At 73.0% G+C, this 26,478-nt stretch carries 22 protein-coding genes and 2 tRNA genes; 16 read left to right on the forward strand and 8 right to left on the reverse strand.

Going from position 1 to position 26,478, the window contains the following annotated elements; translation table 11 throughout:
* From xylB to ACFQQL_RS03965, 3 genes are read right to left on the reverse strand one after another with little or no spacing between them, the layout of a single operon-like run.
* Positions 1 to 1,518 carry a xylulokinase gene (gene xylB, locus ACFQQL_RS03955; RefSeq protein WP_382391467.1) on the reverse strand — a complete coding sequence of 506 codons (1,518 nt, stop codon included), beginning with the start codon at positions 1,516 to 1,518 and terminating at the stop codon, positions 1 to 3.
* Positions 1,519 to 1,568: 50 nt separating this feature from the next.
* Positions 1,569 to 3,005: an aldehyde dehydrogenase family protein gene (locus ACFQQL_RS03960; RefSeq protein ID WP_382391469.1), complete on the reverse strand. Its 1,437-nt coding sequence runs from the start codon at positions 3,003 to 3,005 to the stop codon at positions 1,569 to 1,571.
* The gene (locus tag ACFQQL_RS03965; RefSeq protein ID WP_382391471.1) at positions 3,002 to 3,964 is read right to left on the reverse strand and encodes a C-terminal binding protein; all 963 of its coding nucleotides are present in this window, start codon (positions 3,962 to 3,964) and stop codon (positions 3,002 to 3,004) included. The genes ACFQQL_RS03960 and ACFQQL_RS03965 overlap by 4 nt, the downstream gene beginning before the upstream one ends.
* Before the next feature lie 218 nt (positions 3,965 to 4,182).
* Here ACFQQL_RS03965 and ACFQQL_RS03970 point away from each other — a divergent pair, with 218 nt between their 5' ends.
* Together ACFQQL_RS03970 and ACFQQL_RS03975 are read left to right on the forward strand one after the other, a co-directional pair.
* Positions 4,183 to 5,058 (forward strand): DUF5926 family protein, encoded by an 876-nt coding sequence (locus tag ACFQQL_RS03970; RefSeq protein WP_382391473.1) that lies wholly within the window; start codon positions 4,183 to 4,185, stop codon positions 5,056 to 5,058.
* A gap of 87 nt (positions 5,059 to 5,145) precedes the next feature.
* Positions 5,146 to 6,003, forward strand: coding sequence for a glycosyltransferase family 2 protein (locus tag ACFQQL_RS03975; RefSeq protein WP_382391475.1), 858 nt, complete (start codon positions 5,146 to 5,148; stop codon positions 6,001 to 6,003).
* Here ACFQQL_RS03975 and ACFQQL_RS03980 read toward each other — a convergent pair.
* A complete protein-coding gene (locus ACFQQL_RS03980) occupies positions 5,919 to 8,402 on the reverse strand; it encodes a hypothetical protein (RefSeq protein ID WP_382391477.1) in 2,484 nt (827 codons plus the stop codon). The two genes, ACFQQL_RS03975 and ACFQQL_RS03980, sit on opposite strands and share 85 nt — an antisense overlap.
* 90 nt (positions 8,403 to 8,492) lie before the next feature.
* Here ACFQQL_RS03980 and pheA point away from each other — a divergent pair, with 90 nt between their 5' ends.
* Positions 8,493 to 9,488 carry a prephenate dehydratase gene (gene pheA / locus ACFQQL_RS03985; protein WP_382391479.1) on the forward strand — a complete coding sequence of 332 codons (996 nt, stop codon included), beginning with the start codon at positions 8,493 to 8,495 and terminating at the stop codon, positions 9,486 to 9,488.
* Between the two features lie 6 nt (positions 9,489 to 9,494).
* Here the strand turns inward: pheA and ACFQQL_RS03990 are convergent, their stop codons facing one another.
* Positions 9,495 to 10,718: a diacylglycerol/lipid kinase family protein gene (locus tag ACFQQL_RS03990; RefSeq protein WP_382391481.1), complete on the reverse strand. Its 1,224-nt coding sequence runs from the start codon at positions 10,716 to 10,718 to the stop codon at positions 9,495 to 9,497.
* 84 nt (positions 10,719 to 10,802) lie between these two features.
* On the opposite strand from ACFQQL_RS03990, the gene serS reads away from it, so the two are divergent.
* The 6 genes from serS to ACFQQL_RS04020 all read left to right on the forward strand — a co-directional run bounded on the left by serS (position 10,803) and on the right by ACFQQL_RS04020 (position 17,793).
* A complete protein-coding gene (gene serS, locus ACFQQL_RS03995) occupies positions 10,803 to 12,071 on the forward strand; it encodes a serine--tRNA ligase (RefSeq protein WP_382391483.1) in 1,269 nt (422 codons plus the stop codon).
* Positions 12,072 to 12,156: 85 nt separating this feature from the next.
* Positions 12,157 to 13,029: an HAD family hydrolase gene (locus tag ACFQQL_RS04000; RefSeq protein WP_382391485.1), complete on the forward strand. Its 873-nt coding sequence runs from the start codon at positions 12,157 to 12,159 to the stop codon at positions 13,027 to 13,029.
* A 263-nt stretch (positions 13,030 to 13,292) separates the two neighbouring features.
* Positions 13,293 to 14,678, forward strand: coding sequence for an ABC transporter substrate-binding protein (locus tag ACFQQL_RS04005; RefSeq protein ID WP_382391487.1), 1,386 nt, complete (start codon positions 13,293 to 13,295; stop codon positions 14,676 to 14,678).
* 95 nt (positions 14,679 to 14,773) lie between these two features.
* Positions 14,774 to 15,760, forward strand: a complete 987-nt coding sequence (locus tag ACFQQL_RS04010) for a carbohydrate ABC transporter permease (protein WP_382391489.1) — start codon at positions 14,774 to 14,776, stop codon at positions 15,758 to 15,760.
* Between the two features lie 16 nt (positions 15,761 to 15,776).
* A complete protein-coding gene (locus tag ACFQQL_RS04015; protein ID WP_382391491.1) occupies positions 15,777 to 16,733 on the forward strand; it encodes a carbohydrate ABC transporter permease in 957 nt (318 codons plus the stop codon).
* A gap of 67 nt (positions 16,734 to 16,800) precedes the next feature.
* A complete protein-coding gene (locus tag ACFQQL_RS04020; protein ID WP_382391493.1) occupies positions 16,801 to 17,793 on the forward strand; it encodes a phosphotransferase family protein in 993 nt (330 codons plus the stop codon).
* Positions 17,794 to 17,797: 4 nt separating this feature from the next.
* Here the strand turns inward: ACFQQL_RS04020 and ACFQQL_RS04025 are convergent, their stop codons facing one another.
* The gene (locus tag ACFQQL_RS04025) at positions 17,798 to 18,991 is read right to left on the reverse strand and encodes an ROK family transcriptional regulator (RefSeq protein ID WP_382391495.1); all 1,194 of its coding nucleotides are present in this window, start codon (positions 18,989 to 18,991) and stop codon (positions 17,798 to 17,800) included.
* A gap of 105 nt (positions 18,992 to 19,096) precedes the next feature.
* On the opposite strand from ACFQQL_RS04025, the gene ACFQQL_RS04030 reads away from it, so the two are divergent.
* The 5 genes from ACFQQL_RS04030 to ACFQQL_RS04050 are packed head-to-tail and all read left to right on the forward strand — an operon-like array spanning position 19,097 to position 24,992.
* Complete coding sequence (locus ACFQQL_RS04030) at positions 19,097 to 20,632, forward strand: sugar ABC transporter ATP-binding protein (RefSeq protein ID WP_382391497.1); 1,536 nt, start codon at positions 19,097 to 19,099, stop codon at positions 20,630 to 20,632.
* A complete protein-coding gene (locus ACFQQL_RS04035; RefSeq protein ID WP_382391499.1) occupies positions 20,629 to 21,675 on the forward strand; it encodes an ABC transporter permease in 1,047 nt (348 codons plus the stop codon). Before ACFQQL_RS04030 ends, ACFQQL_RS04035 begins: the two co-directional genes overlap by 4 nt.
* Positions 21,676 to 21,718: 43 nt before the next feature.
* Complete coding sequence (locus ACFQQL_RS04040) at positions 21,719 to 22,777, forward strand: substrate-binding domain-containing protein (RefSeq protein ID WP_382391501.1); 1,059 nt, start codon at positions 21,719 to 21,721, stop codon at positions 22,775 to 22,777.
* Between the two features lie 13 nt (positions 22,778 to 22,790).
* Positions 22,791 to 23,966: a Gfo/Idh/MocA family protein gene (locus ACFQQL_RS04045; RefSeq protein ID WP_382391503.1), complete on the forward strand. Its 1,176-nt coding sequence runs from the start codon at positions 22,791 to 22,793 to the stop codon at positions 23,964 to 23,966.
* 21 nt (positions 23,967 to 23,987) lie between these two features.
* Entirely contained in the window at positions 23,988 to 24,992 is a 1,005-nt protein-coding gene (locus ACFQQL_RS04050) for a sugar phosphate isomerase/epimerase family protein (protein WP_382391505.1), read from the forward strand.
* 8 nt (positions 24,993 to 25,000) lie between these two features.
* Here the strand turns inward: ACFQQL_RS04050 and ACFQQL_RS04055 are convergent, their stop codons facing one another.
* Positions 25,001 to 25,468, reverse strand: a complete 468-nt coding sequence (locus tag ACFQQL_RS04055; RefSeq protein ID WP_382391506.1) for a hypothetical protein — start codon at positions 25,466 to 25,468, stop codon at positions 25,001 to 25,003.
* A gap of 12 nt (positions 25,469 to 25,480) precedes the next feature.
* Positions 25,481 to 25,999, reverse strand: a complete 519-nt coding sequence (locus tag ACFQQL_RS04060; RefSeq protein WP_382391508.1) for a hypothetical protein — start codon at positions 25,997 to 25,999, stop codon at positions 25,481 to 25,483.
* 157 nt (positions 26,000 to 26,156) lie between these two features.
* Here ACFQQL_RS04060 and ACFQQL_RS04065 point away from each other — a divergent pair.
* A tRNA-Ser gene (locus ACFQQL_RS04065) sits at positions 26,157 to 26,242 on the forward strand.
* Positions 26,243 to 26,357: 115 nt separating this feature from the next.
* Positions 26,358 to 26,446, forward strand: a tRNA-Ser gene (locus ACFQQL_RS04070).
* Positions 26,447 to 26,478: the final 32 nt, after the last annotated feature.

The raw sequence follows: 26,478 nt of genomic DNA on the forward strand, positions 1-26,478 counted from the left end.
TCACGAGCCGCCGCCCACGGTCGCCAGGAGCTCGCGGACCTCCTGCTGCGCCTCGTGCAGGCGTCGGTGCGCCGCGAAGGTGCGCTCGTACTGCTCGGCCGCCGCCGGGTTCGGCGTCAGGGTCTGCTCCACCTGCAGCCGCCCGAGCGCCGTCGGCAGGTCCGGCCACACGCCGGCGCCCACGCCGGCCGCCAGCGCGGCGCCGTAGGCACCGCCCTCGGTGGCCCCGGTCGCGGTGACCACCTCGCGGTTCAGCACGTCCGCCAGCGTCTGCAACCACATCGGGTGGTTCGTCGCCCCGCCGGAAGCCACGATGCGGTCCGTCTGCAGGCCGGCCGCCACGCAGATCTCGAGGATCTCGCGCATGTTCATCAGCACGCCCTCGACGACGGCCCGTGCGATGTGGCCGACGTGGTGGAACTGGCTGAGTCCCACCAGGCACGCCGTCGCGTCCGGGGCGACGTGCGGGGACCGTTCGCCCAGCAGGTAGGGGAGGAAGAGCAGCCCGCGGGAGCCGGGCTCGACCTCCTGCGCCGCCTCCACGAGCCGGTCGAAGGTGAACGGGTGCTGGGTGTCGAGGCGTGAGAGGGAGTCCCGGAGCCACTGCAGCGCGCCGCCGGCACTGAGGGAGACTCCCATGATGTGCCACCGGCCGGGCTCGTTCCCGCACGAGACCTGGACCCGGCCGCCGGGGTTGTCGGGGCACCGGGTCAGCCCGCCCGCGACGATCCCGGCGGTGCCGATCGTGAAGCCGGCCTCGCCCTCGTCGATGAGACCCATCGCCGTCGTCTGGATGACCGCGTCTCCGCCGCCGCCGACGACCGGCGTCCCCTCGGGTAGGCCCCACCGGCGCGCGAGCTCGGGCAGCAGCGTGCCGGTGACCTCGGTGGACTCGACGACCTCCGGCAGCAACGAGAGGTCGATGTCGGCGATCTCCAGCAGCTCCTCGGACCACTGCCGCCGCTCGACGTCGAACAACCCGGTGCCGGAGGCGTCGGAGACCTCCGTGACGTGCCGGCCGGTCATGCGCAGCCGCAGGTAGTCCTTCGGGTTGAGCAGGCTCGCCATCCGCTCGTAGTGCTCCGGCTCGTGCTCGCGCAGCCACAGGATCTTGCCGCCCGTGAAGCCGGGCAGCATCCGGTTCCGGGTCATCCGCAGCAGCTCCTCGAGGCCGCCGGCGCGCTCCGTCAGCGCGTCGCACTGCGGGGCGGCCCGCTGGTCGTTCCAGAGGATCGCCGGGCGGATCACCTCGTCGTCCGCGTCGAGCGCGGTCAGGCCGTGCATCTGGCCGCACAGCCCGATCCCGCGCACCTCCGCGCCCTTCCCCGGCAGGCTCGCGGCGAGCTCGGTCATCGCCTCGTCGGTGGCGCTCCACCACAGGTGGGGCTCCTGCTCGGCCCAGCCGGGCCGCAGGTTGATCATCGGATAGTCGCGGCTGGCCTTGGCCACCACCGCGCCGTCGGCGTCGACGGCGATGATCTTGCAGGTCGAGGTGCCCAGGTCGATCCCGATCAGCATGACGGTGACTCCTTCGTCGTGTCAGAGATTCGTTCGTGTCTAAGGACAGGTCAGTGGCGGTGCCGCACCCGCACGTGCTTCAGCTGCAGGTAGCCGTGCAACCCCTCGGGGCCGTGCTCGAGCCCGAAGCCGGACTCCCGGCGGCCGCCGTAGGGGGCGTTGATGATGCCGGCGTCGACCGTGTTCACCCCGACGTTGCCGAAGTCGAGGGACCGGGCCACGTCGACCGTCTCGGCGAGCCGCTCGGTGAAGAGGTACGCCGCCAGGCCGCCGGGCACGGCGTTGGCGTGCTTGACGGCCTCGTCCATCGAGGTGAACGGGGCGACGCCGACCGCGGGACCGAAGGTCTCCTCGCTCATCAGCAGGGAGGAGGCCGGCGCGCCGGCGACCACGGCCGGGGTGACGAAGAGGCCGCCGGTGTCCGCCTCCGCCTCGCCCGCCACGAGGACGCCGCCGCGGTCGAGGGCGTCGGCGACGTGCCGGTGGGTACGGTCGCGGATCTCGGCCATGGTGACCGGCCCGACGTCGACCGTCGGGTCCGCGTAGCCGTCGCCGACCCGCAGGGCCGTCGTGGCCGCAGCCAGCCCGGCGAGGAACTCCTCGTAGACCGGTTCCTCCACGTAGATCCGGTTGATGGCGATGCAGATCTGGCCCGCGTTGCGGAAGGAGCGGCGTGCGGCGCCCGCCACCGCCAGGTCGAGGTCCGCGTGACGGGAGACGATCATCGGGCAGCTGCCGCCGAGCTCCATGGTCAGGGGCGTCACCCCGTGCACGGTGCGGAACAGCGCGGCGCCGGTGGTCGCGGACCCGGTGAACGCCACCTTCGCCACGTCGGGGTGCCCGGCGAGCGCGGCACCGACCTCGCCGTCGCCGTGGACGACGTTCACCACACCGGGTGGGAACCCGGCCTCCTGGACGCACTCGGCGAGCAGGTGCGCCGGTCCCGGGGTGTACTCCGAGGGCTTGACGACGATCGTGCACCCGGCCCCGAGGGCGCCGCCGAGCTTCCAGCCGACCAGCTCCACCGGGTAGTTCCACGGCGTGATCGCGGCCACCGGGCCGACCGGCTCGTGCACCACGACGCTGAGGAAGTCGTCGCTCTCGTTGGGCACGGTGCGTCCCTCGACGCGTTCGGCCTCCTCGCCGTAGTAGCGCATCGCCTGGGCGAACTTGCGGACCTCGCCGCGCGCCTCGTCCAGGGGCTTCCCCTGCTCGAGCGTCATGGCGGTGGCAAGGTCCTCGAGCCTGGTCAGCGCGACCCGGCCGAGCTCGCGCAGCAGTCGTCCACGCTCGAACCCGCTGGTGCGGCTCCAGGACCCGAAGGCCTCCGTCGCGGCCCGGACGGCCTCCTCGACCGTCCCGGCGTCGGCCACCGGCGCGGTCGCGACGAGCTCACCGGTCGCGGGGTTGTGACGCTCGAGCACCGCACCGCCGGTCCGGAACTCCCCGGCGACGAACGTGGCGCAGCTCAGCGGGCGGGTACTCACCTGGCACCTCCGGTGTCGGGCAGCGGCACGGGGGAGCGCAGCGGCTCGCCGGCTAGCGCCCGACGGCCCTCGTCGACGGCGAGCGACTGGAGCCGGGCCATCGACTCCTCCGCGTAGAAGGCCGAGTGCGGGGTCAGCACGACGTTCGGGTGCGTGCGCAGCGGGTGGTCGGCGGGCAGCGGCTCCGGCTCGGTGACGTCGAGCGCGGCCACCGCGACCCTGCCGGCGTCCAGGGCACGCAGCAGCGCGTCGGTGTCGACCAGTCCTCCGCGGGCGGTGTTGACGACGACGACGCCCGGCCGGACCCGGGCGAGGGTGGCGTCGTCGAGCAGGTGCCGGGTCTCGTCGGTCAGGGGCGCGTGCAGCGAGATGACGTCCGCCTCGGCCAGCAGCGTCTCGACGTCCACGAGCGTGAGGCCCTCGGCCGCGAGCGCCTCGGCGTCGGCGTACGGGTCGGCCGCGACGATCCGCGCGCCGAAGGCGGCCAGGCGGCGACCGACCAGCCGCGCGATGCGCCCGGCACCGACCAGCCCCACGGTGAGCGCGGCGAAGCTGCGGATCCGCCCGGCCTCGGCGGCGATCGGCTGCTCGCCCGCCCGCATCCGCCGGTCGAGCGTCATCACCCGCCGCACCGCGAGGCCGGCGAGGGTGGCGGCGTGGTCGGCGACCACGTCGGCACCGTAGTCCGGGACGTTGGTCACGCGGACGCCGAGCCGGGCGGCGGCAGCGAGGTCGACGTTGTCGACCCCGACCCCGTACCGCACGACGACGGCGCCCGGCGCGAGACGGGCCAGCTCCTGCGGGCCGAGCGTGGCGAAGTTCGTGAACACGACGTCGGCGCCGTCCAGCACCTCGTCGAGGCCGAGCCCGTCGCGGACGCTGCGGTACTCGGCCCCGGTCTGCTCGGCGAGCTCCCGCTCCAGCGTCTCGTCCGGGACCGCGGTGTCCGTGACGGCCACGCGCGGGCTCACCTCGGCACCCCGACGTGCGTCGTCGCGGTCTCGTCAGCGGTCTTGGCAGGCATGCGGATCAACTCCCAGCGCAACATAGAACGACCCGCGGCCCGCTCGCGAGCCCGTCCTGACCGCTGGGCACGACGCGGCGGCAGCCCCCGCCGGCGCACGGGGGAGCAGGATGGCGCCGCCGCGCCGGCCCCGCGCCCGTAGGCTGGTGCGCCATGGGTAAGAAGAGCCGCAGGAAGCGTCCCGCCGGGCCGGCGCAGCCGTCCGCCAAGCCTGCACGGGTCGAGTACGTCGAGCGCCCCTTCGAGGGGCTGCCGGGCGAGACCGATCTCGTCGCCATGCGCGAGGTGGTCCCGGCGGCGACGGCGACGGTGCGGACGACCGCCGAGCACGGCGGCCGGGACATCGAGCTCGTCACGCTGCTGCCGGACTTCCTGCCCGCGTTGCGGCGCGAGGACGGCACCGTGCTGGTCGCGATGCAGACCGGATCGCACTCCGGCGACGCCTCCCGCGACGTCGCCGCCGCGATCCTCGCCGCCCTCGACCTGGAGCCGGGCTCACCCGTGCGCAACCTCGGCATCCTCGAGCCCGGCCCGCGGCTGCAGGACGTGCTGGACACCTCGGTCACGCCCGAGGTCACCGTGCACGACAGCTTCGCGTTCTGGCTCGACGAGGACACCGCCGACCAGCCCGACGTCGCCGCCGCGCTCGAGACCGCCAACAGCAACATCGTGCCGACCGTCAAGGTCGAGGGCGTCGCCTCCGCCTACTGGTGCCGGATGAGCCGTGAGTTCCTCCGCTGGGCCCGTCCGGAGGACCCCGAGCGGGTGCTCGACGGGATCGCCCGGCTGCACGCCGAGCGGGCCTCCGCCGTCGACGAGGACGCCAAGTTCGTCGGCGCCTTCCGGGCCTGCGGGCTGCTCATCCCGGTGTGGGAGCTCGCCCGCGGCACCGAGGCGGACGAGCTGGCCGGCCCGGCGGCCGCATTCGAGGCCCGGTTCGCCGAGGCCGTCGCCGTCACCGAGCCCCTCACCCCGGACCAGCGCCGCGCCCGGGCCGGCATCGTCTCCCGACAGGTCAGCCTGCGCTGACGGGTTCCCGCGAGGGAGTTGCGGTCCGGCGCACCGACGCGCCCAGGTCAAGCGCTCTTGGCGAGTGTCGTGGCTAGGCTTTACCCCGTGACATCCTCACCAGCGAGGTCGCAACGGGTGGCCGTGGTGATACCCGCCAAGGACGAGGCGGAGCGCATCGCCGCGACCGTGCGTGCGGCGCGGGCCATCCCGCACGTCGACCTGGTGCTCGTCGTCGACGACGGCTCGGAGGATGACACCCAGCACGCCGCCCGCCGGGCCGGTGCCGTCGTGGTGCGGCACTCGGTCAACCGGGGCAAGGCCTCGGCCATGGAGACCGGCGCCTCCGTCGTGGCCATGCGGGACGTCGAGGGCGCCGCGGCGCGGCTCCTGCTGTTCATCGACGCCGACCTCGCGGAGACGGCCGTCGCCACCTCGCCGCTCGTCCCGCCCGTGGTGGCCGGGACTGCGGACTGCACGATCGCGGTGCTGCCCCCGCAACCGGGCGCCGGTGGCCGCGGCATCGTCACCGGCCTGGCCCGCAAGGGCATCGAGAGGGCCACCGGGTGGCACGCCACGCAACCGCTGTCCGGCCAGCGGTGCCTGACCCGCGAGGCGTTCGACGCCGCCACGCCGCTGGCGCGCGGCTGGGGCGTCGAGACGGGGATGACGATCGACCTGCTGGTCTCCGGCTTCACCGTCCAGGAGGTGCCGTGCGACCTGCGGCACCGGGCCTCGAAGAACGACCTGGCAGGGCAGCTGCACCGGGGCGCCCAGTACCGCGACGTCACCCTCGCGATCGGCGCGCGCAGGGTCCGCGGCGTGCGAGTGCCCACCTCGCGCCGCGGTGACAACCCGGCGCGTCAGCGGCCGGGCCGGCCCTACCGCGCCTGGTCGGACGCGCCCGCCGAGGGGTCGGCGGCCACGCCCGAGACACCGGAGACGCCCACGTCGCCGGAGGAGTGACCCTCCCCGGCGCGCGCCAGCAACCATCCCATCAGCACGGTCACCAGGAGCGGCACGGCCAGGGAGATCCCGATCGCCGGGAGCACGATGCCGGAGTCGTTGGCCGCGAAGGCGATCAGGAACGTCACGGTGAGCGCCACGAGCACCGGGCGCAGCATGACCGAGGGCGTGCCCGTCCGGGCCGCCGAGCCGTCGCCGGCGAGCCACGCGTACGCCTCGTTGCGTCCGGACCGTGCCGCCTCCCGCAGCGGCTTGGTGAGGATCAGGGCCACCACGACGATGCCGCCGATGGCCAGCAGCGTCAGCGTGGAGCCGAACAGGTTGGCGAGGTTCTGCGTGAGCTTCCGCTCGAGCACGGACCACAGCCCGCCGCCGAGGACGGTCTCGACGAACCTGCCCAGGTGCGTCCGCTCGTCCGCCGGACGCAACCAGTCGAGCAGGGAGAAGCCCGCGACCAGGACACCGGTGACGCCGAGGACCAGCACGATCCGCTGCCAGGTCAGCCGGATCCCGGCGGCCAGCAGCGCGAGGACGAGGAACCCGGGGGCCAGTGCCGGCGGACCGCCGAAGTCGGCGCCGATCGCCGGCGCGCCGTCCAGCACCACCGCGACGAGCCCGACCAGGGCGATGACGGCGCCGGCGAGGCGCCGTCGACCGGCCTCGACGAGCGGCTCGGCCAGGCAGGTCGCCACGAGGATCGTGGCCGCCGCGAAGAGAGAGAAGGAGGAGTTGTTGAAGCCGTAGAACCGGCCGCCCACCTCCGGCTGGATGCCCATGAGCGCGGAGACCTGCAGCCTGGCCCCGGTGAGGACGTCGGCGGCGAGCACGAGCGCCGTCAGGCCGGCCACCACGGCGACCGGCGCCAGCAGGCGGTGCCGCCACGGCCGCGCGAGCGCGAGCGCGGTGACGCCCGTGGTGATGAGGAGGGTCGAGGCGAGGTGCACCAGCGCCGGGGTCCCCATCCGCCACCAGGGCAGCAGGTTCGCCAGGAACGACGAGACCGGCAGCGCGCCGACGGCGACGGCGGCCGTGCGCACGGCCCGCAGCGCACCCTGCGGACGGCGGGAACGCAGCGCGGCCGCGACGCCGCCCGCGCGGCGTCGCGCGAACCAGGCGGCGCCCCGGTCCAGGACCCGCCGGTTCAGGCCGATGGTGACCGCGGCGTACAGGAGGAGATTGACCAGGACGAGCCCGGAGTGGAACGGCCCCTTCACCGGGCGGACGGCCACCGCGTGGTCGTTCTCGTCCGCGAGGGCCGCGACCCGGTCCGGACCGGACCTTCCGTCCGGCTCGGCCCGGACCGGCGCGCCCACCAGCCCGGCCGGCGGGTCGAGGCCGAGGATGCCGACGAGGGTCGGCGTCAGGTCGGTGGACTGGATCATCCCCGGCTGGCGGGTCGAGCGGCTCTGCAGCGCCGCCCCGCCGTCGGGGACGTCCGCCGTGAGCGCCGGGCCGTCCACGATGGCCACCTGCATCATCGCCACTGAGCCGGAGTCCGCCAGCGAGGCGAGGACCACCGTCGCGTCCGGTGCCTCCGCGCGCACCGCCGCCAGGACCGCCCCGACCCGCTCGTCGATCCGCGCCACCTGCTCGCTACGCCCCGGGGCGGCGAGCATCCAGGCCTCGTCGGGGTCCGGCGACGGCGTCTCGTCCGGGTCCGGCTCCTCCACCGGCAGCTGCTCGGTGGGGCGCGCGCCCACCAGCGGCCGGTTGTGGTCGCGGACCGCGCCGACGTCGACCACGGTCAGGTCGTGCCCGGGCAGCGACTCACCCAGCACGCCGTGCAGCAGCTCCGGGTCCGGCCCGCCCGGCCGGTAGTCACCGGCCACCACGCCGTCGGAGGTGGCGAGGGCGACGGCGGCGCCCGGCCCGACGGCGAGGGTGGGCACGTCCGCGGCGGTGAGCAGGTCTCCGAGCGTGCCGGGTGCGGCGTCGTAGCCGTCGACCGCGGCCGCCTCGAGGTAGGTGTCCCACGCCGGCACCACGCCGTCCTCGCCCGGACCCGCCAGCCGGCGGCAGGCGCCGTAGGTGGGCATCGGCACGTCCGCCGCCCGGCGGCCCGCGGACAGGGCGAGCCAGCCGTCGACCGGGCAGGAGAAGGACCGGACCGAGCGGGCCACGAGGTTCGCGGACGCACCGCGCTCGGCGAGCGACCACAGGTGCGGGGTGGCCAGCGCCGACAGGTCGTCCCACCGCACGCCTGCCATCCCGACCACGACGATCTCGCCGGCGGTCGCGCCGTCGTCCGCGGCGCCGGACGTCTCCTCGTCGGCGGGTCCTCCGGCAGTGCCGGGGGTCGCCGCGCGGGCCGTCATGGCCATCGGCAGGACCAGCCCGAGCATGGCGAGCACCACGATGGCGATGACCACCCACCGTTGCCACCTGCGCTTCCGGGCCACATCAGCAGACTACGTGCGCGCGTCGCCTCACCCGTCGACTCCTCGGACGCGCGGGCGGGGGGTGTCGGGGACGCGGCTACGCTGACGGGCGTGACCGCGCACGAGACGACGACGGAGCCCACCGGGCCGGCGCCCGGCGACCGGCCCCGGTACGCCTACCTCGGGCCCGAGGGCACCTTCACGGAGTCGGCGCTGCTCCAGGTGACCGGCCCCGACCGGGCCGACCTCGTGCCCTGCACCGACGTCGTCACCGCCCTGGAGATGGTCCGCGGCGGGGACGCCGACTACGCCGTCGTCCCGATCGAGAACTCGGTGGAGGGCGGCGTCAACGCCACCCTCGACGCGATCTCCGCGGGCGACCCGCTCGTCATCGTCCGCGAGATGCTGGTGCCGATCACCTTCACCCTCTCGGCCCGGCCGGGGACCCGGCTGGAGGACGTGCGCCGGATCTCGACCCACCCGCACGCCTGGGCGCAGTGCCGCACGTGGATCACCACCCACCTGGGGGACGTCGTCCACGTCCCGGCGACGTCGACGGCGGCGGCCGCCGCGCTGCTGTCGTCCGACGAGCCGCAGGGCTTCGAGGCCGCGCTGTGCTCCGCGCTGTCTGCCGGCGAGTACGGCCTCGAGGTGCTGGCCACCGAGGTCGCGGACAACCCCAACGCCGTCACGCGGTTCATCCTCGTGGCGCGGCCGGGGGACATGCCGGGGCCGACCGGCGCCGACAAGACCACGCTCATGGTTCACCTGCCGGACAACGAGGCGGGCGCGCTGCTGCGGATGCTCGAGCAGTTCTCCACGCGCGGGGTCAACCTCTCGCGGATCGAGTCCCGCCCGATCGGGGACTCCTTGGGCCGGTACTCCTTCTCCATCGACGCCGAGGGGCACGTCGCCGACGAGCGAGTGCAGGCGGCGCTCCTCGGGCTGCACCGGGTGTGCCCGATCGTGCGGTTCATGGGGTCCTACCCCCGCGCGGACGGCGTGCGTCCCACGCTGCGGCCGGGCACCTCCGACGCGGACTTCCGCGCCGCCCGCCGGTGGGTCGTGGGCCTGCTCGGCACGGACGAGGCGCCGGCCGAGGGCTGAGCCGCCTCACGGGGTGCGGACGACGAGCCCACCCTTCTCCACCCGGGCGTGGACGGTCGTCGCGTAGCCGACCAGGTCCCCGTCGACCTGGACGTGCTCGGGCTCCTCGGTCCGGACGACGAGGGACCGGGTGCGCCGGAACTCGATCGACCCGGTCGTGTAGGGCATGCGGTCCTTCCGGATCCCCAGGCCCTGGAGGGTGACCTTGCGGAGCAGGTCCGCCCACCCGATGAGCCCGCCCTTGGTGTCGAGCACCGCGATGTCGAGCCAGCCGTCGTCGAGCTGGGCGTCGGGGAAGAGCACGACGCCGCCCGGCAGCCGCCCGCAGTTGGCGATGAGGATGGTGCGGGCCGTGAACGGTTCGCTGCGCCCGGACTCCCCGAGCTGGGCGGTGGCGCGAACCTTCCGGCCGGTGAGGTGCTGGGCGCCGGCCACGAAGTACGCGATCCAGCCGAGCTTGGCCTTGAGCTCGTCGTCCGCACCGGAGACCATCGCGGCGTCGAAGCCGAGGCCTCCGATGACCAGGAAGACGTGCTCCTCCTCCGGGTCGGCCTGGCCGTCAGCCGCGCCGGAGGTGGGCACGGCGGGGTCGAGCTCGGAGGCGTCGGCGGCCTCCGCCGTCGTGGCGTCCTGCGCCGACCGGGCGGTCGAGACCGCCGGGCGGCCCTCGACCGTCGCCTCCTCCGCTGGCGTCAGCGGCTCGGTGCGCAGCCAGCCGAGGTCCATCGCCCGGTCCCGGCCGGTGAGCGCCACGGCGACGGTCTCGCGCTGGCTGCCCAGCGGGATGTCGAGGTTGCGGGCCAGCAGGTTCCCGGTGCCGAGCGGCACCACGCCCATCGGCACGCCCGTCCCGGCAAGCGCCTTGCCCACGGCGCGCATCGTCCCGTCGCCGCCCGCGGCGACGACGACGGACGCGCCCCGGGCGACGGCCTCCCTGGCCTGGCCCACACCGGGGTCCGCCACGGTGGTCTCGAACCACAGCGGCTCCCCGAGGCCCGCCTCGGCGGCGGTGCGCTCGACGAGCCGGCGCAGGGCCGCGACGTCGGCGGTCTTCGACGGGTTGACCACGACGGCCGGCGGGCCCGTCGACGTCGGTGCCCCGACCTCGGCGTCCGGGACGGAGAACGTCGGCGTGCGGCTGCGTACCGCGCGCCACGCGACGATCCCGATCGTGACGGCGACCACCGCCAGGACGAGCGCCGCGACGGCGACCCACTGCTCCCAGGCCATGCTCGAAACGTACCCGGCCTCCCCGCCGTCGGCTCGCGGCGGTGCCGCCTCGGCCGCACCCGTCGGCACATTAGGCTCGGATTCATGATCGACCTGCGAGCCCTGCGCGAGGACCCCGAGACGGTCCGCGCCAGCCAGCGTGCCCGGCGCGCCGACGAGACCGTGGTGGACGCCCTCCTCGAGGCCGACAGCAGACGCCGGAGCACGCTGTCCCGGTTCGAGGAGCTGCGGGCCGAGCAGAAGCAGGTGTCCCGCTCGGTCGGCAAGGCCTCGCCGGAGGACCGGCCGGCGGTGCTCGCCCGCGCCAAGGAGCTCGCCGAGACGGTCAAGGCCGCCCAGGCGGAGGCCGACGAGGCCGCGGCCGAGGTCGACCGGCTGCTGGAGGCCGTGCCGAACGTCATCGTCGACGGCATCCCGGCGGGCGGTGAGGACGACTACCGGGTCCTCAAGGAGGTCGGCACCCCGCGGGACTTCGCTGCCGAGGGTTTCGAGCCGAAGGACCACCTCGACCTCGGCGAGGCCCTGCGCGCGATCGACGTCAAGCGCGGCACCAAGGTGGCCGGCGCCCGCTTCTACTACCTCACCGGCGTCGGGATGCGGCTCGAGCTGGCGCTGCTCACCGCCGCGCTCGACCAGGCGATGGCCGCCGGCTTCACCCCGGTCACGCCACCCACCCTCGTCTCGCCGCAGACCATGGCCGGCACCGGCTTCCTGGGCGAGCACACCCCGGAGGTGTACCGGCTCGAGGCGGACGACCTGTACCTGACCGGAACCTCCGAGGTGGCGCTCGCGGGCTACCACGCGGACGAGATCCTCGACCTGTCCGACGGTCCGGTCCGCTACGCCGGCTGGTCCACCTGCTACCGGCGGGAGGCCGGCTCGTACGGCAAGGACACCCGCGGCATCATCCGGGTCCACCAGTTCAACAAGCTCGAGATGTTCGTCTACGCCCCCCTCGAGGAGGCCGAGACGGAGCACGAGCGGCTGCTCGCCTGGGAGGAGGAGATGCTCGCCAAGGTCGAGCTGCCGTACCGCGTCATCGACACGGCGGCAGGGGACCTCGGCACGTCCGCCGCCCGCAAGTTCGACTGCGAGGCCTGGCTGCCCACGCAGTCCCGGTACATGGAGGTCACCTCGACGTCGAACTGCACCACGTTCCAGGCCCGGAGGCTCGGCATCCGCGAGCGGGCGGCGGGCGGGACCCGGCCGGTCGCCACCCTGAACGGCACCCTCGCCACCACACGCTGGCTCGTCCCCATCCTGGAGAACCACCAGCAGCCGGACGGGTCGGTCCGAGTGCCGGCCGGGCTGCGGCCGTACCTCGGCGGGCTGGAGGTGCTCGAGCCCGCATGAGCGCGAGGAGCCCCCGCGGAGGCGCGGCGAGGAACGAGACGCGGTGGAGCGAGGCACCGCAGGGCGAGTGCACGAAGGACTCCCCATGAGGAGCTCCGAAGGGACCCGCCCGCTGAGCGAGCGCGCGGCCGCCTGGCGGGCGGAGATCCCCGGCTCGCTCCCGCACGCCGGCCGCGACCTCATGGTCGCGCTCGACATCGACGGCACCCTGCTCACGCACGCGGGTGAGATCTCGCCGGAGGTGCGCTCCGCCGTCGCCGACGTCCGCGACGCCGGCGCGCACGTCGTGCTCGCCACCGGACGGTCCATCCAGGCCACGGTGCCGGTCGCGGAGGAGCTCGGACTCACCGACACCTACGCGGTGACCTCCAACGGGGCCGTGAGTCTGTGGCTGGGGGACGGCAGGTACGAGATCACCGACGTCATCACCTTCGACCCCGGCCCCACCGTGCGGCTCCTGCGCGAGGAGCTCCCCGAGGCGCTGTTCGCGGTGGAGGACCTGGGGCGGGGGTTCAAGGTCACCGCACCGTTCCCGATGGGCGAGCTGAGCGGCGACCTGGAGGTGGTGGACGTCGACGAGCTCGTCTCCGCCCCGGCCACGCGCGTCACGGTCCGGGCGCCGGACCTCGGCAGCGACGACTTCCACGAGCTGGTCGAGCGGGTCGGCCTGCACGGGGTCGGCTACGCGGTGGGCTGGTCCGCGTGGCTGGACATCACGCCGGAGGGCGTCTCGAAGGCCAGCGGGCTGGAGACGCTGCGCGGCCGGCTGGACGTGCCGCCCGGTGCCACGGTCGCGATCGGCGACGGCGGCAACGACCTGGAGATGCTCGGCTGGGCCGCCCACGGCGTCGCGATGGGGGACGCCGCACCGCACGTCATGGCGGTCGCCGACGCCGTGACCGCGGGCGTGGCCGAGGACGGCGTCGCGGTCGTCCTGCGTGCCCTGCTGGCCCGCTGACGGGCGCCGGTTCGCCCACGAGGGCGCCTCGAGCGACGCCCCGGGCAACCGGCCGGCAGTGCCCGACCGTCCAGACTTGACGTCGAGTTGTCACCAGTGGGGACGTCTTTGACGGCTCGCGGGTCGAGGTGGGAGAGGTGTTGCCGGATCGTTACCGCCTCGTGTGCTCGAACCGGTTGATTTCCGGAGGGCGGAAGGCTTGGGTAAGCGCACGGAGCGCTTGCCCGCGCTCGTGACGAGGACGTGACGAGGAGAGAACCCCCATGACTAGGACGACGAAGCGCCGCGCGACCGCCGGGCTCGCCGGCGTGGCGGCACTGGCGCTGACGCTGGCCGCGTGCGGCGGCGCCGACGACCTCGGCGGGGGCGGCGGTGGTGGCGGCGGTGGCGGCGGAGCCGCCGGCGGCCCCGAGTGCGAGCCCTTCGAGGAGTACGGCACCTTCGACGGTGAAGAGGTCACCCTCTTCACCTCCATCCGCGAGGTCGAGGCCGACCAGCTCCAGGACACCTTCGCGCAGTTCAGCGAGTGCACCGGCATCACCGTGACGCACAACGGGTCCGGTGACTTCGAGCAGCAGGTCGTCGTGCAGGCGGAGTCCGGCAACGCACCCGACCTGGCGGCGTTCCCCCAGCCCGGCCTGCTCCAGCGGATGGTGGCCGACGGCCACATCGTCGAGGCACCCGCCGAGGTCGAGGCCAACGTCGACGAAGGGTGGACCGAGGACTGGAAGACCTACGGCACGGTCGACGGCGCCTTCTACGCCGCGCCGCTGATGTCCAACGTGAAGTCCTTCGTCTGGTACTCGCCGACGGCGTTCGACGAGAATGGCTACGAGGTCCCCGAGACCTGGGACGACATGATGGCGCTCACCGAGCAGATCGCCGCCGACCACGGCTCCGAGACCGTCAAGCCCTGGTGCGCCGGCATCGAGTCCGGCAGCGCCACCGGCTGGCCCGCCACCGACTGGATCGAGGACGTGGTGCTGCGCACCGGCGGCGCCGAGGTCTACGACCAGTGGGTGAGCCACGAGATCCCGTTCAACGACCCGCAGATCGTCGACGCGCTGGACACGGCCGGGGCGATCCTCAAGAACGAGGACTTCGTCAACGGTGGCATCGGGGACGCCCGATCGATCGCGACCACGTCGTTCAACGACGGCGGCCTGCCGATCCTCGACGGCACCTGCTTCCTGCACCGCCAGGCCAGCTTCTACGAGGCGCAGTGGCCCGAGGGCACCGAGGTCGGTCCGGACGGCGACGTCTACGCGTTCTACCTGCCGAGCATCAACGAGGGCGAGACCCCGGTGCTCGTGGCGGGTGAGTTCGTCGGCGCCTTCAACGACGAGCCCGCCACGGTGGCCGTCCAGCAGTTCCTCTCCAGTGCCGAGTGGGCGAACACCCGTGTCGAGATCGGCGGCGTGATCAGCGCCAACCTCGGCGTGGATCCGGAGCTCGCCTCCTCCGACGTGCTGCGCCAGTCCATCGAGATCCTCCAGGACGAGAACGCGGTCGCCCGGTTCGACGGCTCCGACATGATGCCGTCCGAGGTCGGCGCCGGGGCTTTCTGGACCTCGATGGTCGACTGGGTCAACGGCGCGGACAGCCAGACCGCGCTCGACGAGGTCGAGGCGGCCTGGCCGGCCGGATGACGGCGCCCGGGGCGGGGCCGCGGCGCACGCCGTGACCCCGCCCCGGCCCGGTTCCGCCGGCCACGCGCGTCTCCGGCGCGAAGGGAGTGGGTGGCATGGACTTCTTCCTCTACACCAAGTGGGGCCAGATGGTCCTCGCGGTGCTCGCGTTCGCCGTCGTGGTCGCGGCGATCCTCGGGATCGCGAGGGTGGGTGACCGGGCCACGGGCCGGTCCCGCACCGCGGTCATGGTGCTCTGCTTCGGCGGTCCCGCCGTGTTCCTGCTCGTCCTCGGCCTGCTCTACCCGGCCGTCCGCACGACCGTCATGTCCTTCATGGACCCCAGTGCGGAGGGCTTCGTCGGCCTGGCCAACTACGAGTGGGTCTTCACCAACCCCGACTCGCTGCAGGCGTTCCTCAACACCTTCTGGTGGGTCGTGCTGGTGCCGCTGGTCTCCACCGGCGTCGGGCTGCTGTACGCGATCCTCGTCGACAAGTCGCGGTTCGAGAAGATCGCCAAGACGCTCCTGTTCATCCCGATGGCGATCTCCTTCGTCGGCGCCGGCATCATCTGGAAGTTCGTCTACGAGTACCGCGGCGCCGCGCAGGAGCAGATCGGCCTGCTGAACGCCCTGCTGGTGGGCATCGGCCTGGAGCCGCTGCGCTTCCTGCAGGACTCCCCCTGGAACACGTTCTTCCTCATCCTCGTGATGATCTGGATCCAGGCCGGGTTCGCGATGGTGCTGCTCTCCGCCGCGATCAAGGCCATCCCGGACGACATCGTGGAGGCGGCACGGCTCGACGGCGTGGGTGCGTGGCAGATGTTCGCGAACATCACGGTGCCCAGCATCCGCCCGACCCTGGTGGTCGTCGTCACCACCATCACGATCGCCACGCTGAAGATCTTCGACATCCCGCGCACGATGACCGGCGCGCGGTTCGACACCCAGGTGCTGGCGAACCTCATGTACGACCAGTCCTTCACCTTCGGCAACAGCGGGACCGGCTCCGCGCTCGCGGTCGTGATCTTCGTGCTGGTGATCCCGATCGTCGTCTTCAACGTGCGGCAGATGGTCAAGAACCGAGAGGTGCGTGGGGCATGAGCACGGGGAGCACATCATGAGCGGATCCACGCCGGCCGCCGTGGCGCTCGAGGAGCCCGGCGTCCCGGTGCCGCGTCCCCTGCGGCGGCGCGCGACGCGCGTCTCGGCGGCCTCGCGGGCCCGCTCGATGCTGACCTCGCGGGTGGGCTCCGCCGTCGCGATCGTCATCGCGATGCTGTGGACCATCCCGCTCGTCGGCATGCTGGTCAGCTCTGTGCGGCCGCAGGCGGACATCCGGACCACCGGCTGGTGGTCGATCTTCGGCAACCCGGCCTTCACGCTGGAGAACTACCAGGAGGTCCTGTTCGGTCGCGCGTCCTCGGGCGAGCTGGCCAACTTCTTCGTCAACTCGGTGGTCATCACCGTGCCGTCGACGATCATCCCGCTCGTCGTGGCGACCATGGCGGCCTACGCGTTCTCCGTGCTGCGGTGGCGTGGCCGGGACACGATCTTCGTGATCGTCTTCGCCCTGCAGATCGTGCCGCTGCAGATGTCGCTGATCCCGCTGCTGCGGGTCTTCGCCGACTCCGGTGCGCTGGAGACGTTCCCGTACCTCGCGGTGTGGGTGGCGCACTCGTGCTTCGCGATGCCGCTCGCGGTGTTCCTGCTGCACAACTTCATGGCGGAGGTGCCGCACGAGCTCGTCGAGGCGGCCCGGGTCGACGGCGCCGGTCACGTGACGGTGTTCCTGCGGGTCATGCTGCCGCTGCTGGTACCGGCGATCGCCTCGTTCGCGATCTTCCAGTTCCTCTGGGTCTGGAACGACCTGCTCGTCGGCCTGACCTTCACCGGCGGGAACAACGCCGTCCAGCCGCTGACCGCGCGGCTGGCGGAGATGGCCGGCTCCCGCGGCCAGGACTGGCACCTGCTGACCTCCGGCGCGTTCGTCTCGATCGTCGTGCCCCTGATCGTGTTCCTCGCCCTGCAGAAGTACTTCGTGCGCGGCCTGCTGGCGGGGTCCGTGAAGGGCTGAGCCGGACGGCGCGCGGCCGGCAGGGCGGCGCGCGGCCGTGCCGATCGGGTGCCGTACGGTGACCTCCGTGCCCACGCGCTCCGCAGACACCGCCGGGGAGCTCGTGCGCGCGGCGCTCGGGACCGCGGTCCGCAGCTCGGCGCCGCTCGCCGGCGGCACCTACAACGCGGTCCACGACCTCGTGCTCGACGACGGACGCCGGGCGGTCCTCAAGGTCGCCCCTCCACCGGACCGGCCGCGGATGGGCCACGAGCAGGACCTCCTGTCCGCCGAGGCGATGTTCGACGAACGGGCACGTGGCGCGCTCGGCGGCGTGCTGCCGGAGGTGCTGGCCCACGGCTCCGTGCCGGGGGAGCCGGGACGGGAGTACCTGCTCCTCGGCCACCTGCCCGGCTCCCTGCTGAACCAGGTGGACCTGGCGGCCGGAGACCGGAAGGTCGTCCGGCGGGAGCTGGGGCAGGCGGTGGCCAGACTGCACACCGTCACCGGCAGCGAGTTCGGCTACCTGACCCAGCCGCGCCTGCGGGCGCCGACCTGGCCGGCGGCATTCGGCGCCATGGTCGAGGAGGTCGTCGCGGACGCCGACCGTTACGGGGTCGAGCTCCCCGCCGGAGGTGGGGCGGCCGTCCTCGGGCGTGTGCGGTCGAACCTCGGCCACCTCGAGGTCGTCCGGACGCCGATCCTCGTCCACTTCGACCTGTGGGACGGCAACGTGCTGGTGGGGGACGGCGCCGGCCCGCCGCGGCTGACCGGGATCATCGACGCCGAGCGTGCCTTCTGGGGGGACCCGGTCGCCGAGCTGGTCTCCCTGGCCCTCACCGGTGACATCCGGGACGACGCGGCACTGCTCGAGGGCTACCGCGAGGCCGGCGGGGCGGCCGACCTGGGCCCGCCGGCCCTGCGACGGCTGGCGCTGTACCGCATCTACCTCTGGCTCATCATGCTCACCGAGACCACCCCCAGGGGCTACGACCGCGCGCGGACGGAGCGGGTCTGGGAGTGGGTCGGACGGCGCCTCCAGGAGGATCTGGCGGAGATCGCCGCGCCCGTCGCGGGCTGATCCCTCAGCGGGCCGGGACGCCGGCGATGCCGGCGTCGACGGCGGTGGGGGACAGAACGTGCTGGGCGGCCATCGCGGCGGCGCCGAGCACCCCGGAGCGGCCGCCGGTGCGGGACGCCACGAGCCGCAGGTGCTGCGTGGCCAGGGGCAGCGAACGACGGTAGACGACCTCCCGGATCCCGGCGAGCAGGTGCTCACCGGCCTCGGCGACGAGTCCCCCGATGACGATCACGGAGGGGTTGAGGAGGTTCACGCACGTGGCCAGGACCGCGCCGATCTCGCGCCCGGCCTCGCGGACGGCCCGGGTAGCCTCGAGGTTCCCGGCGCGGACGAGGGTCACGAGCGCTCGCCCGTCGGGGACGTCCAGTCCGGTGGCGGTCAGCTGCTCGGCGACCGCGCGTCCGCTCGCGACGGCCTCGAGACACCCGAGGTTGCCGCACCGGCAGGCCGCGTCGGAGGCGTGCGGGACCGAGATGTGCCCGAGGTCCCCCGCGCCGCCCTGGGCGCCCCGGTGCAGCCGGCCGTCGCTGATCACGCCGGCCCCGATGCCGGTGGCGACCTTGACGAAGAGCAGGTCCTGCACCTCGGGCCACTCGACCGCGTGCTCGCCGAGGGCCATGAGGTTGACGTCGTTGTCGACGAGGACCGGCGCCCCGAGCGCGTCCTCGAGGTGCCGCGGCACGTCGTAGCCGTCCCAGCCGGGCATGATCGGCGGGCTGACCGGCCGGCCGGTCGAGTGCTCGACGGGGCCCGGGAGCCCGACGCCCACGGCGACGAGGTCCTCGGCGCGACCGCTGCCGGTGAGCAGCTCGCCCCCCAGGGCGACCACCCGGCCGAGCACGTGCTCCGGGCCGTCGGCGACGGCGAGCGCCTCCTCGGTCTCGACGAGCACCGTGCCGGCGAGGTCGGTCACCGCGAGGCGGGCGTGGACGGCGCCCAGGTCGACGGCGAGCACGAGCCGGGCGGAGGGGTTGAACGCGAACGTCGCCGGCGGCCGCCCCCCGGTCGAGGAGGCCTCACCGGTGGGGGCCACCAGTCCGGCGGCCATGAGCGAGTCGAGGCGCGTGGCGATGGTGGAGCGTGACTGGCCGGTCTGGGTGGCGATCTCCGCCCGCGTCCTGGGCCGGCCGTCAAGGAGCAGCTGGAGCAGGTCCCCGGCGCCGTTCGGTCGGCTCAGCGGCGGCGCGGTCTCGCTCATGCGCACAGTCAAGCACCCCCTTCTGGGTCCTCGGTCCACATAACGTGTCGATAACTGTGCACCTTTTGCTTGACGCTACGCAAAAGGGTCTCTAGGTTCCCACACATGGCCGACCACGGCGTGGCGACGGAGCCGCCCCTGCTGACGATGGAAGGCATCGTCAAGACGTTCCCGGGTGCGCGCGCGCTCGACGGTGTCGACCTGGAGATCGCGACCGGCGAGGTGCACTGCCTGCTCGGGCAGAACGGGGCCGGCAAGTCGACCCTCATCAAGGTGCTCGCCGGCGCACACCGACCGGATGCGGGCCAGATCACCTGGCGAGGCGAGCCGGTCACCCTCCCGACGACCATGGCCGCCCTCGAGCTTGGCGTCGCGACGATGTACCAGGAGCTCGACGTCGTGGACGGGCTCAGCGTCGCCGAGAACATCTTCCTCGGGCACGAGCTCTCCGCCGGCGGCTTCCTGCGCCGGCACCGTGCCCATGCCCGCACCCGGGAGCTGCTGGACCACCTCGGCCATCCCGAGATCCGGCCCGGCCGGGAGGTCGGCACCCTCTCCGCCGCCGGGAAGCAGATCGTCTCCATGGCCCGCGCCCTCTCGCGCGACGCCCGGCTCATCGTCATGGACGAGCCGTCCGCGGTCCTGGACCCGGAGGAGGTCGACAACCTCTTCCGGGTGGTGCGCACCCTCGCCGCCGGCGGCATCGCGGTCGTCTACATCTCCCACCGCCTGGAGGAGATCCGGCAGATCGGGGACCGCCTCACGGTGCTCAAGGACGGGCGGACCGTCGCGCGCGGCCTCGCCGTGGCGGACACCCCCACGCCCGAGCTGATCCGCCTCATGACTGGACGTAACCTCGAGGCCGTCCTGCGACCCGGGGAGAGTGCCGACGTCACCGTCACGGAGCGCGAACCGGTGCTCGAGGTCGAGGGTCTGGCCCGGGACGGAGAGTTCTCCGACGTGTCCCTCACGGTGCACGCCGGCGAGGTCGTGGGCCTGGCCGGCCTGGTGGGCTCCGGCAGATCAGAGATCCTGGAGACCATCTGCGGTGCGCGGCGCCCGAGCTCGGGCACCGTCCGCGTCCGCGGGCAAGCCGTGCGGCCCGGCTCCGTGGCGTCCGCCGTCGCCGCCGGTATCGGACTCGCGCCGGAGGAGCGCAAGAGCCAGGGCCTGCTGCTCGACGAGCCGGTCTACCGCAACATCACGCTGTCCACGTTCGCCCGGTACGCTCGCGGCGGCTTCCTCGACGAGCCTGCCGAGCGTCGCGCCGCCGGTCAGCAGGCCGCGGCCCTGGACCTCCAACCGCCGGACGTCGGGCGGGCGGTCCGCACGCTGTCCGGCGGCAACCAGCAGAAGGCGATGCTGGCCCGCTGGCTGGACCGCGGCTGCGACGTCCTGCTGCTCGACGAGCCCACCCGCGGCGTCGACGTGGGCGCCCGTGCCGAGATCTACGCGCTGATCCGCGAGCTGACCCGCCGGGGGACCGCGGTGCTGCTCGTCTCGAGCGAGATCGAGGAGGTCCTCGGCCTCGCCGACACCGTCCTGGTGGTCGCGGACGGACGCGTCGCCCACTCCGGCCCGGCACTCGAGATCGACGAGCACCGCGTGCTCGACCTCGTCATGGAAGGAAGCCACGCGTGAGCGACGAGACCGTCCGCCCGGACACACAGCCGGGCACCGAGCCGAGCGCGCAGGCCGCGGCGACGATCGCCGACGCCCGGACGGGCCGGTGGGGCGCCATCGGCCTGAGCCGCAGCCTCGGGCTCGTCGTGGCCCTCGGGCTCATCGTTGTCGCCGGCATCATCACCTCCGGCGCGGACTTCGTGAGCCTCGACAACATCATGACCGTCCTGCGGCAGGCCGCCGTGCTGGGCGTGATCAGCATCGGGGTCACCTTCGTCATCACGGCCGGCGGCATCGACCTGTCCGTCGGGTCGGTGCTCGGGCTGGCGACGGTGTGGGCGACAACGCTGGCCACCCAGACGATGGCGCAGGACGTCGGCTGGTTCGTCATGGTGTTCACCGCCCTCGCCGTCGGCACCGCGGCGGGCCTGGTCAACGGCGTCATCATCGCCTACGGGCGGGTGGTCGCCTTCATCACGACGCTCGCGATGCTGGTCGCCGCGCGCGGACTTGCCGAGGTCATCTCCGGCCGCCAGACGCAGATCGTCGATACCCAGTCCTTCCTCGACCTCTTCCGTGGCGACCTGATCGGCGTGCCGGTCATCGTGTGGATCTTCGCGGTCGTCGCCGTCGCCGGCTGGGTGCTGCTCAACCGGACCACCTTCGGGCGCCGCACGGTCGCCGTCGGCGGGAACCCCGAGGCGTCCCGCCTGGCGGGCATCAAGGTGGCTCGGCACACGATGTACGTCTACGCGATCTCCGGACTGTGCGCCGGGATCGGAGCCGTCATGATGCTGGCTCGCACCAGCGCCGGGACGTCCACCAACGGCTACCTCTACGAGCTCGACGCCATCGCCGCCGTCGTGGTGGGCGGCACGCTGCTGGCCGGTGGACGCGGCACCATCGTCGGCACCGTCCTGGGTGTCCTGATCTTCACGACCCTGACGAACCTCTTCACCCAGAACAACATGGACATCTCGGCCCAGGCACTGGCCAAGGGCGCGATCATCGTCGTCGCCGTCCTGCTCCAGCAACGTCTTGCCCGCGACCGGAGCACCTAGCCCGGCCGCGTTTCGACCAGTCATGCCCGTTCAAGGAGGAACCATGTCCCGAACCCCACGCCGGTTGCTGCTCGCCGGCCTCGCCTCGACCGCCCTGGTGGTGGCCGGGTGCACGTCCAACGAGCCCCAGGACACCGGCGGCGACGCAGCCGGCGGTGGCGGAGGGCAGAGCACCCCCGTCGCGGTCGGCGGCAACGACGAGCCGGGCGAGACCGTCACCATCGGCTTCTCCGCCCCGGCGGCCGACCACGGCTGGATGGGTGCCATCACCAGTGCCGCGCAGGCCGAGGCAGAACGGTACGAGGACATCGACCTGCAGGTGGCCGAGGGCACGAACGACGTCAACCTGCAGATCAGCCAGATCGAGCAGTTCATCAACGACGACGTCGACGCGATCGTCGTGCTGCCGTTCGACGGCGCGGCGCTGACCGAGGTCGCGACCCAGGCCATGGAGGCCGGCATCCCCGTGGTCAACGTCGACCGGGAGTTCTCCAGCCCGTTCGCCGCCCGCACCACCATCCTCGGCGACAACTACGGGATGGGTGTCTCCGCGGGGACGTACATCTGCGAGCGTCTCGGCGACCAGCCGGACGCCGTGGTCGCCGAGATCGCGGGCATCGACTCCCTACCGCTCACCCAGGACCGCAGCCAGGGCTTCGAGGACGCGCTGTCCGACTGCGGCCTCGAGGTCTCCAACCGGGTTGCCGCCGACTTCACCGTCCAGGGCGGGGAGCAGGCGGCCTCGAACCTCCTGCAGGCGGCGCCGCAGATCGACGCCATCTGGAACCACGACGACGACCAGGGCGTCGGGGTGCTCTCCGCGATCGAGAACGCCGGCCGGGACGAGTTCTTCATGGTCGGCGGCGCCGGCTCGGCGAACATGATGCGGGAGATCCAGTCCGGTGACTCGGTGGTCGAGGCCACGGTCATCTACCCCGCGACGCAGGCGGCCGACGGAATCCGGCTGGCCCGGCTGCTCGCGCAGGGCAAGGCGATGAGCGACCTCGTCGAGGTGGAGGTGCCGCGCACGATCCAGCTGCACGCGCCGGTGGTCACGGCCGATAACGTCGAGCAGTACCTCGACACAGCCTTCGAGTCCTGACAAGGGAGGACACATGGGGGAGACATCCCGGCCGCGCCTGGGCGTGGCGATGATCGGCTACGCGTTCATGGGGCGCGCACACTCCCAGGCCTGGCGCGTGGCGCCACGGTTCTTCGACCTGCCGATGGCCCCGGACATGGCGGTCCTGGTGGGGCGCAGCGACGCTGCCGCCCGGTCCGCGGCCGAGCAGCTCGGGTGGCGGGAGGTCGAGACCGACTGGCGTCGCGCCGTCGAGCGGGACGACGTCGACCTCGTGGACATCTGCACCCCCGGGGACACGCACGCCGAGATCGCCGAGGCGGCGCTCGCGGCCGGCAAGCACGTGCTGGTCGAGAAGCCGATGGCGAACTCGGTGGCCGAGGCCGAGGCGATGGTCGACGCGGCACGGAAGGCGCGTGCGGGCGGTGTCCGTTCGATGGTCGGCTTCACCTACCGGCGCGTTCCGGCGATCCAGCTCGCGCGGCAGCTCGTCGCGGAGGGCCGGATCGGGGAGGTGCGCCAGGTCCGCGCGCAGTACCTGCAGGACTGGCTCGCCGACCCGGAGGCGCCGCTGTCCTGGCGGCTCGACAAGGAGAAGGCGGGCTCCGGGGCGCTCGGCGACATCGGCGCCCACATCGTCGACCTCACCCAGTTCGTCACCGGGCAGCGGTTCGCCGGCGTGGCCGGGATGCTCGAGACGTTCGTCAAGGAGCGGCCGGTCGCGGAGAGCTTCAGCGGGCTGCACGGGAAGGGTGGCAGCGAGCGAGGCCCCGTGACGGTCGACGACGCGGCGCTGTTCACCGCCCGGCTGGACTCCGGTGCCCCGGCCGTGCTGGAGGCCACCCGGTTCGCCTGGGGCCGCAAGAACGCGATGCGGATCGAGGTCAGCGGCACCTCCGGGTCGCTGGCGTTCGACTTCGAGGAGATGAACGTCCTGCAGCTCTTCGATGCCACGGACGACTCCCGCACGTCCGGGTTCCGCCGCATCATCGTCACCGAGCCGGACCACCCCTACACCGGCAGCTGGTGGCCCCCCGGGCACGGCCTCGGCTACGAGCACGGCTTCACCCACCAGGTCGTCGACCTCGTCGGCGCCGTCGCCGCGGGAGAGGACCCAACGCCGTCGTTCGAGGACGGTCTGCACGTCCAGCGGGTGCTCGACGCCGTCGAGCGGTCCAGCGCGGACGGCACGCGCTGGACCCAGGTCTGACAGGAGAGGAAGGCACGCGACATGGCACGACCGATCACGCTCTTCACCGGACAGTGGGCCGACCTTCCGTTCGAGGAGGTGGCGCGGCTCGCCGGCGAGTGGGGTTACGACGGCTTGGAGATCGCCTGCTGGGGCGACCACCTCGACCCGTGGCGATGGGACGACGACGCGTACGTCCAGGGCAAGCTCGAGGTGCTCGAGCGGAACGGGCTGAAGGTCTGGACGATCTCGAACCACCTCAAGGGGCAGGCGGTCTGCGACGACCCGATCGACCAGCGGCACCGCGACATCCTGCCGGACAACGTCTGGGGTGACGGCGATCCCGAGGGGGTGCGGCAGCGGGCCGCGGAGGAGATGAAGCACACGGCGCGTCTGGCGGCGAAGCTGGGCGTGAAGACGGTCACCGGGTTCACCGGCTCGTCGATCTGGAAGTACGTGGCGATGTTCCCGCCCGCGTCGGAGGAGCTCGTGGAGGCGGGGTACCGGGACTTCGCGGAGCGGTGGAACCCGATCCTGGACGTCTTCGACGAGGTCGGGGTGCGGTTCGCGCACGAGGTCCACCCGTCGGAGATCGCGTACGACTACTGGACCACGGTGAAGACGCTGGAGACCATCGGTCACCGTGAGGCGTTCGGCCTGAACTGGGATCCCAGCCACATGGTCTGGCAGGACCTGGACCCGGTGGGCTTCCTGTGGGACTTCCAGGACCGGATCTACCACGTGCACTGCAAGGACACCAAGAAGCGGCTGGCGAACGGGCGCAACGGCCGGCTGTCCTCGCACCTGCCGTGGGCGGACCCGCGCCGCGGCTGGGACTTCATCTCCACCGGACACGGTGACGTGCCGTGGGAGAACGCGTTCCGCATGCTCAACGCGATCGGGTACGCCGGGCCGCTGTCCGTGGAGTGGGAGGACGCCGGGATGGACCGGCTGGTCGGCGCACCGGAGGCTCTGCAGTTCGTGCGCAACCTCTCCCGCTACGAGCCCTCCGACGCGGCGTTCGACGCGGCGTTCTCCAGCCGGTAGGGGCCGGGCTACCGGGCGGGCACGGCGCCGTCGGCGCGCCGGCCCGCCCGCCGAGCCGACACGAGGCCGGCCAGGGTCCCGCCGGCGGCCGGAAGCGCCACCAGCGTCACCACCTGACGCAGGCCCCAGTCGAGCGCGAAGAGCTCGCCGGAGAACTCGGTGAGCGCCAGTATCACCAGCGCGAACGCGACGACGCCGGCGACGGCGAACGCCACGACGAGCCAGACGTCCCGGACCGGACGGCGCAGCGCGAGCCCGGTGACCGTGAACACCGCACCGGCGCCCACGAAGATCGGCAGGGTGCCGAGGGTCGCCAGGAACCAGGTCGGCAGCCCGCCGGCGAGTCCGGCCGGTTGGGCCGAGAGGCGGTCGGCGACCGAGACCACGACGATCGTCACCGCCCAGAACGCGGTGTAGGTGAGCGTGGCGAGCAGGACGTCGCTCGCCTGGAGCGCGCGGCGCCGGGCCTCAGGCATGGGAACTCCGTTTCAGGTCCCGCCCAGTGTGCCGGACGGCGGGCTCGGATACGTCGTCGGACGCGCCCGGTCTGCCCGCCAACGTGCGCGGCGCCAGGCGACGAGTCCGGCGAGCGCGCCGCCCGCGGCGGAGATCGCGAGGCAGATCACGACCTCGAGGACCCGCCACGCCAGCGCCTCGTCGTCCCAGTAGAACGCCTCCTGCGCCACGAGCGCGAAGGGCAGGCCGGCCACGGCGAAGCACAGCACGAACCACAGGGGGCGGGTGCCGGTGCGCAGGAACAGCGCCGGGACCCCGAAGAGGAACGCGAAGAAGAGCCACATCGGCAGGGCGAGCAGGATGCCGACGACGATCAGCGCGAACATCGACCCCATCTCGCCCGGGTCCCACGTCCGTTCCTGGACGATGCTGAGCGGCACGAGCGCGATCACGCAGTAGACGGTGAACACCAGCGACGCCAGCAGCACGTCGCTGACCCGCAGCGCCCGCGCGCGTCCGACGCCGTCCGTGAGCACCTCCTGACCCCCCATGGGCGCGAGCGTACGCGTGGTGGCGCGTCCGCCGGGTGGGAGTCGGAGCGTCGACGCGGGGGAGAGGTCCCCATGCGTGACCGCGGTCCGGGTGGCGTGTGCTCGGTCCGTAGACTGGTCCGCTGTCGTGCGCGGCGTGGTCCGTCGTGCGCGACGAGGAGGGTTGACAGAGCGGCCGAATGTGGCGGTCTTGAAAACCGTTGAGGGAAACCTCCGGGGGTTCGAATCCCCCACCCTCCGCCAGAACCCCGCCCGCGCCCACCCCTCCCGCCGAGTCGGCACACGGATGCGTGTGCGAGACCACTCGCCGGGCCTTTTTGCCCGGCCGCGGGCGCCAGGTAGCCTGTCCTACGGACTGGGAGACGTCGCATAGTCTGGTCTAGTGCGCGGCCCTGCTAAGGCCGTGACGGGGCAACCCGTCCGTGGGTTCAAATCCCACCGTCTCCGCTCTCGGACCTAGGCCCCGGGAACGTCGCGAT

The sequence above is a fragment of the Georgenia alba genome (assembly GCF_042665525.1).
Taxonomy (GTDB): domain Bacteria; phylum Actinomycetota; class Actinomycetes; order Actinomycetales; family Actinomycetaceae; genus Allobogoriella; species Allobogoriella alba.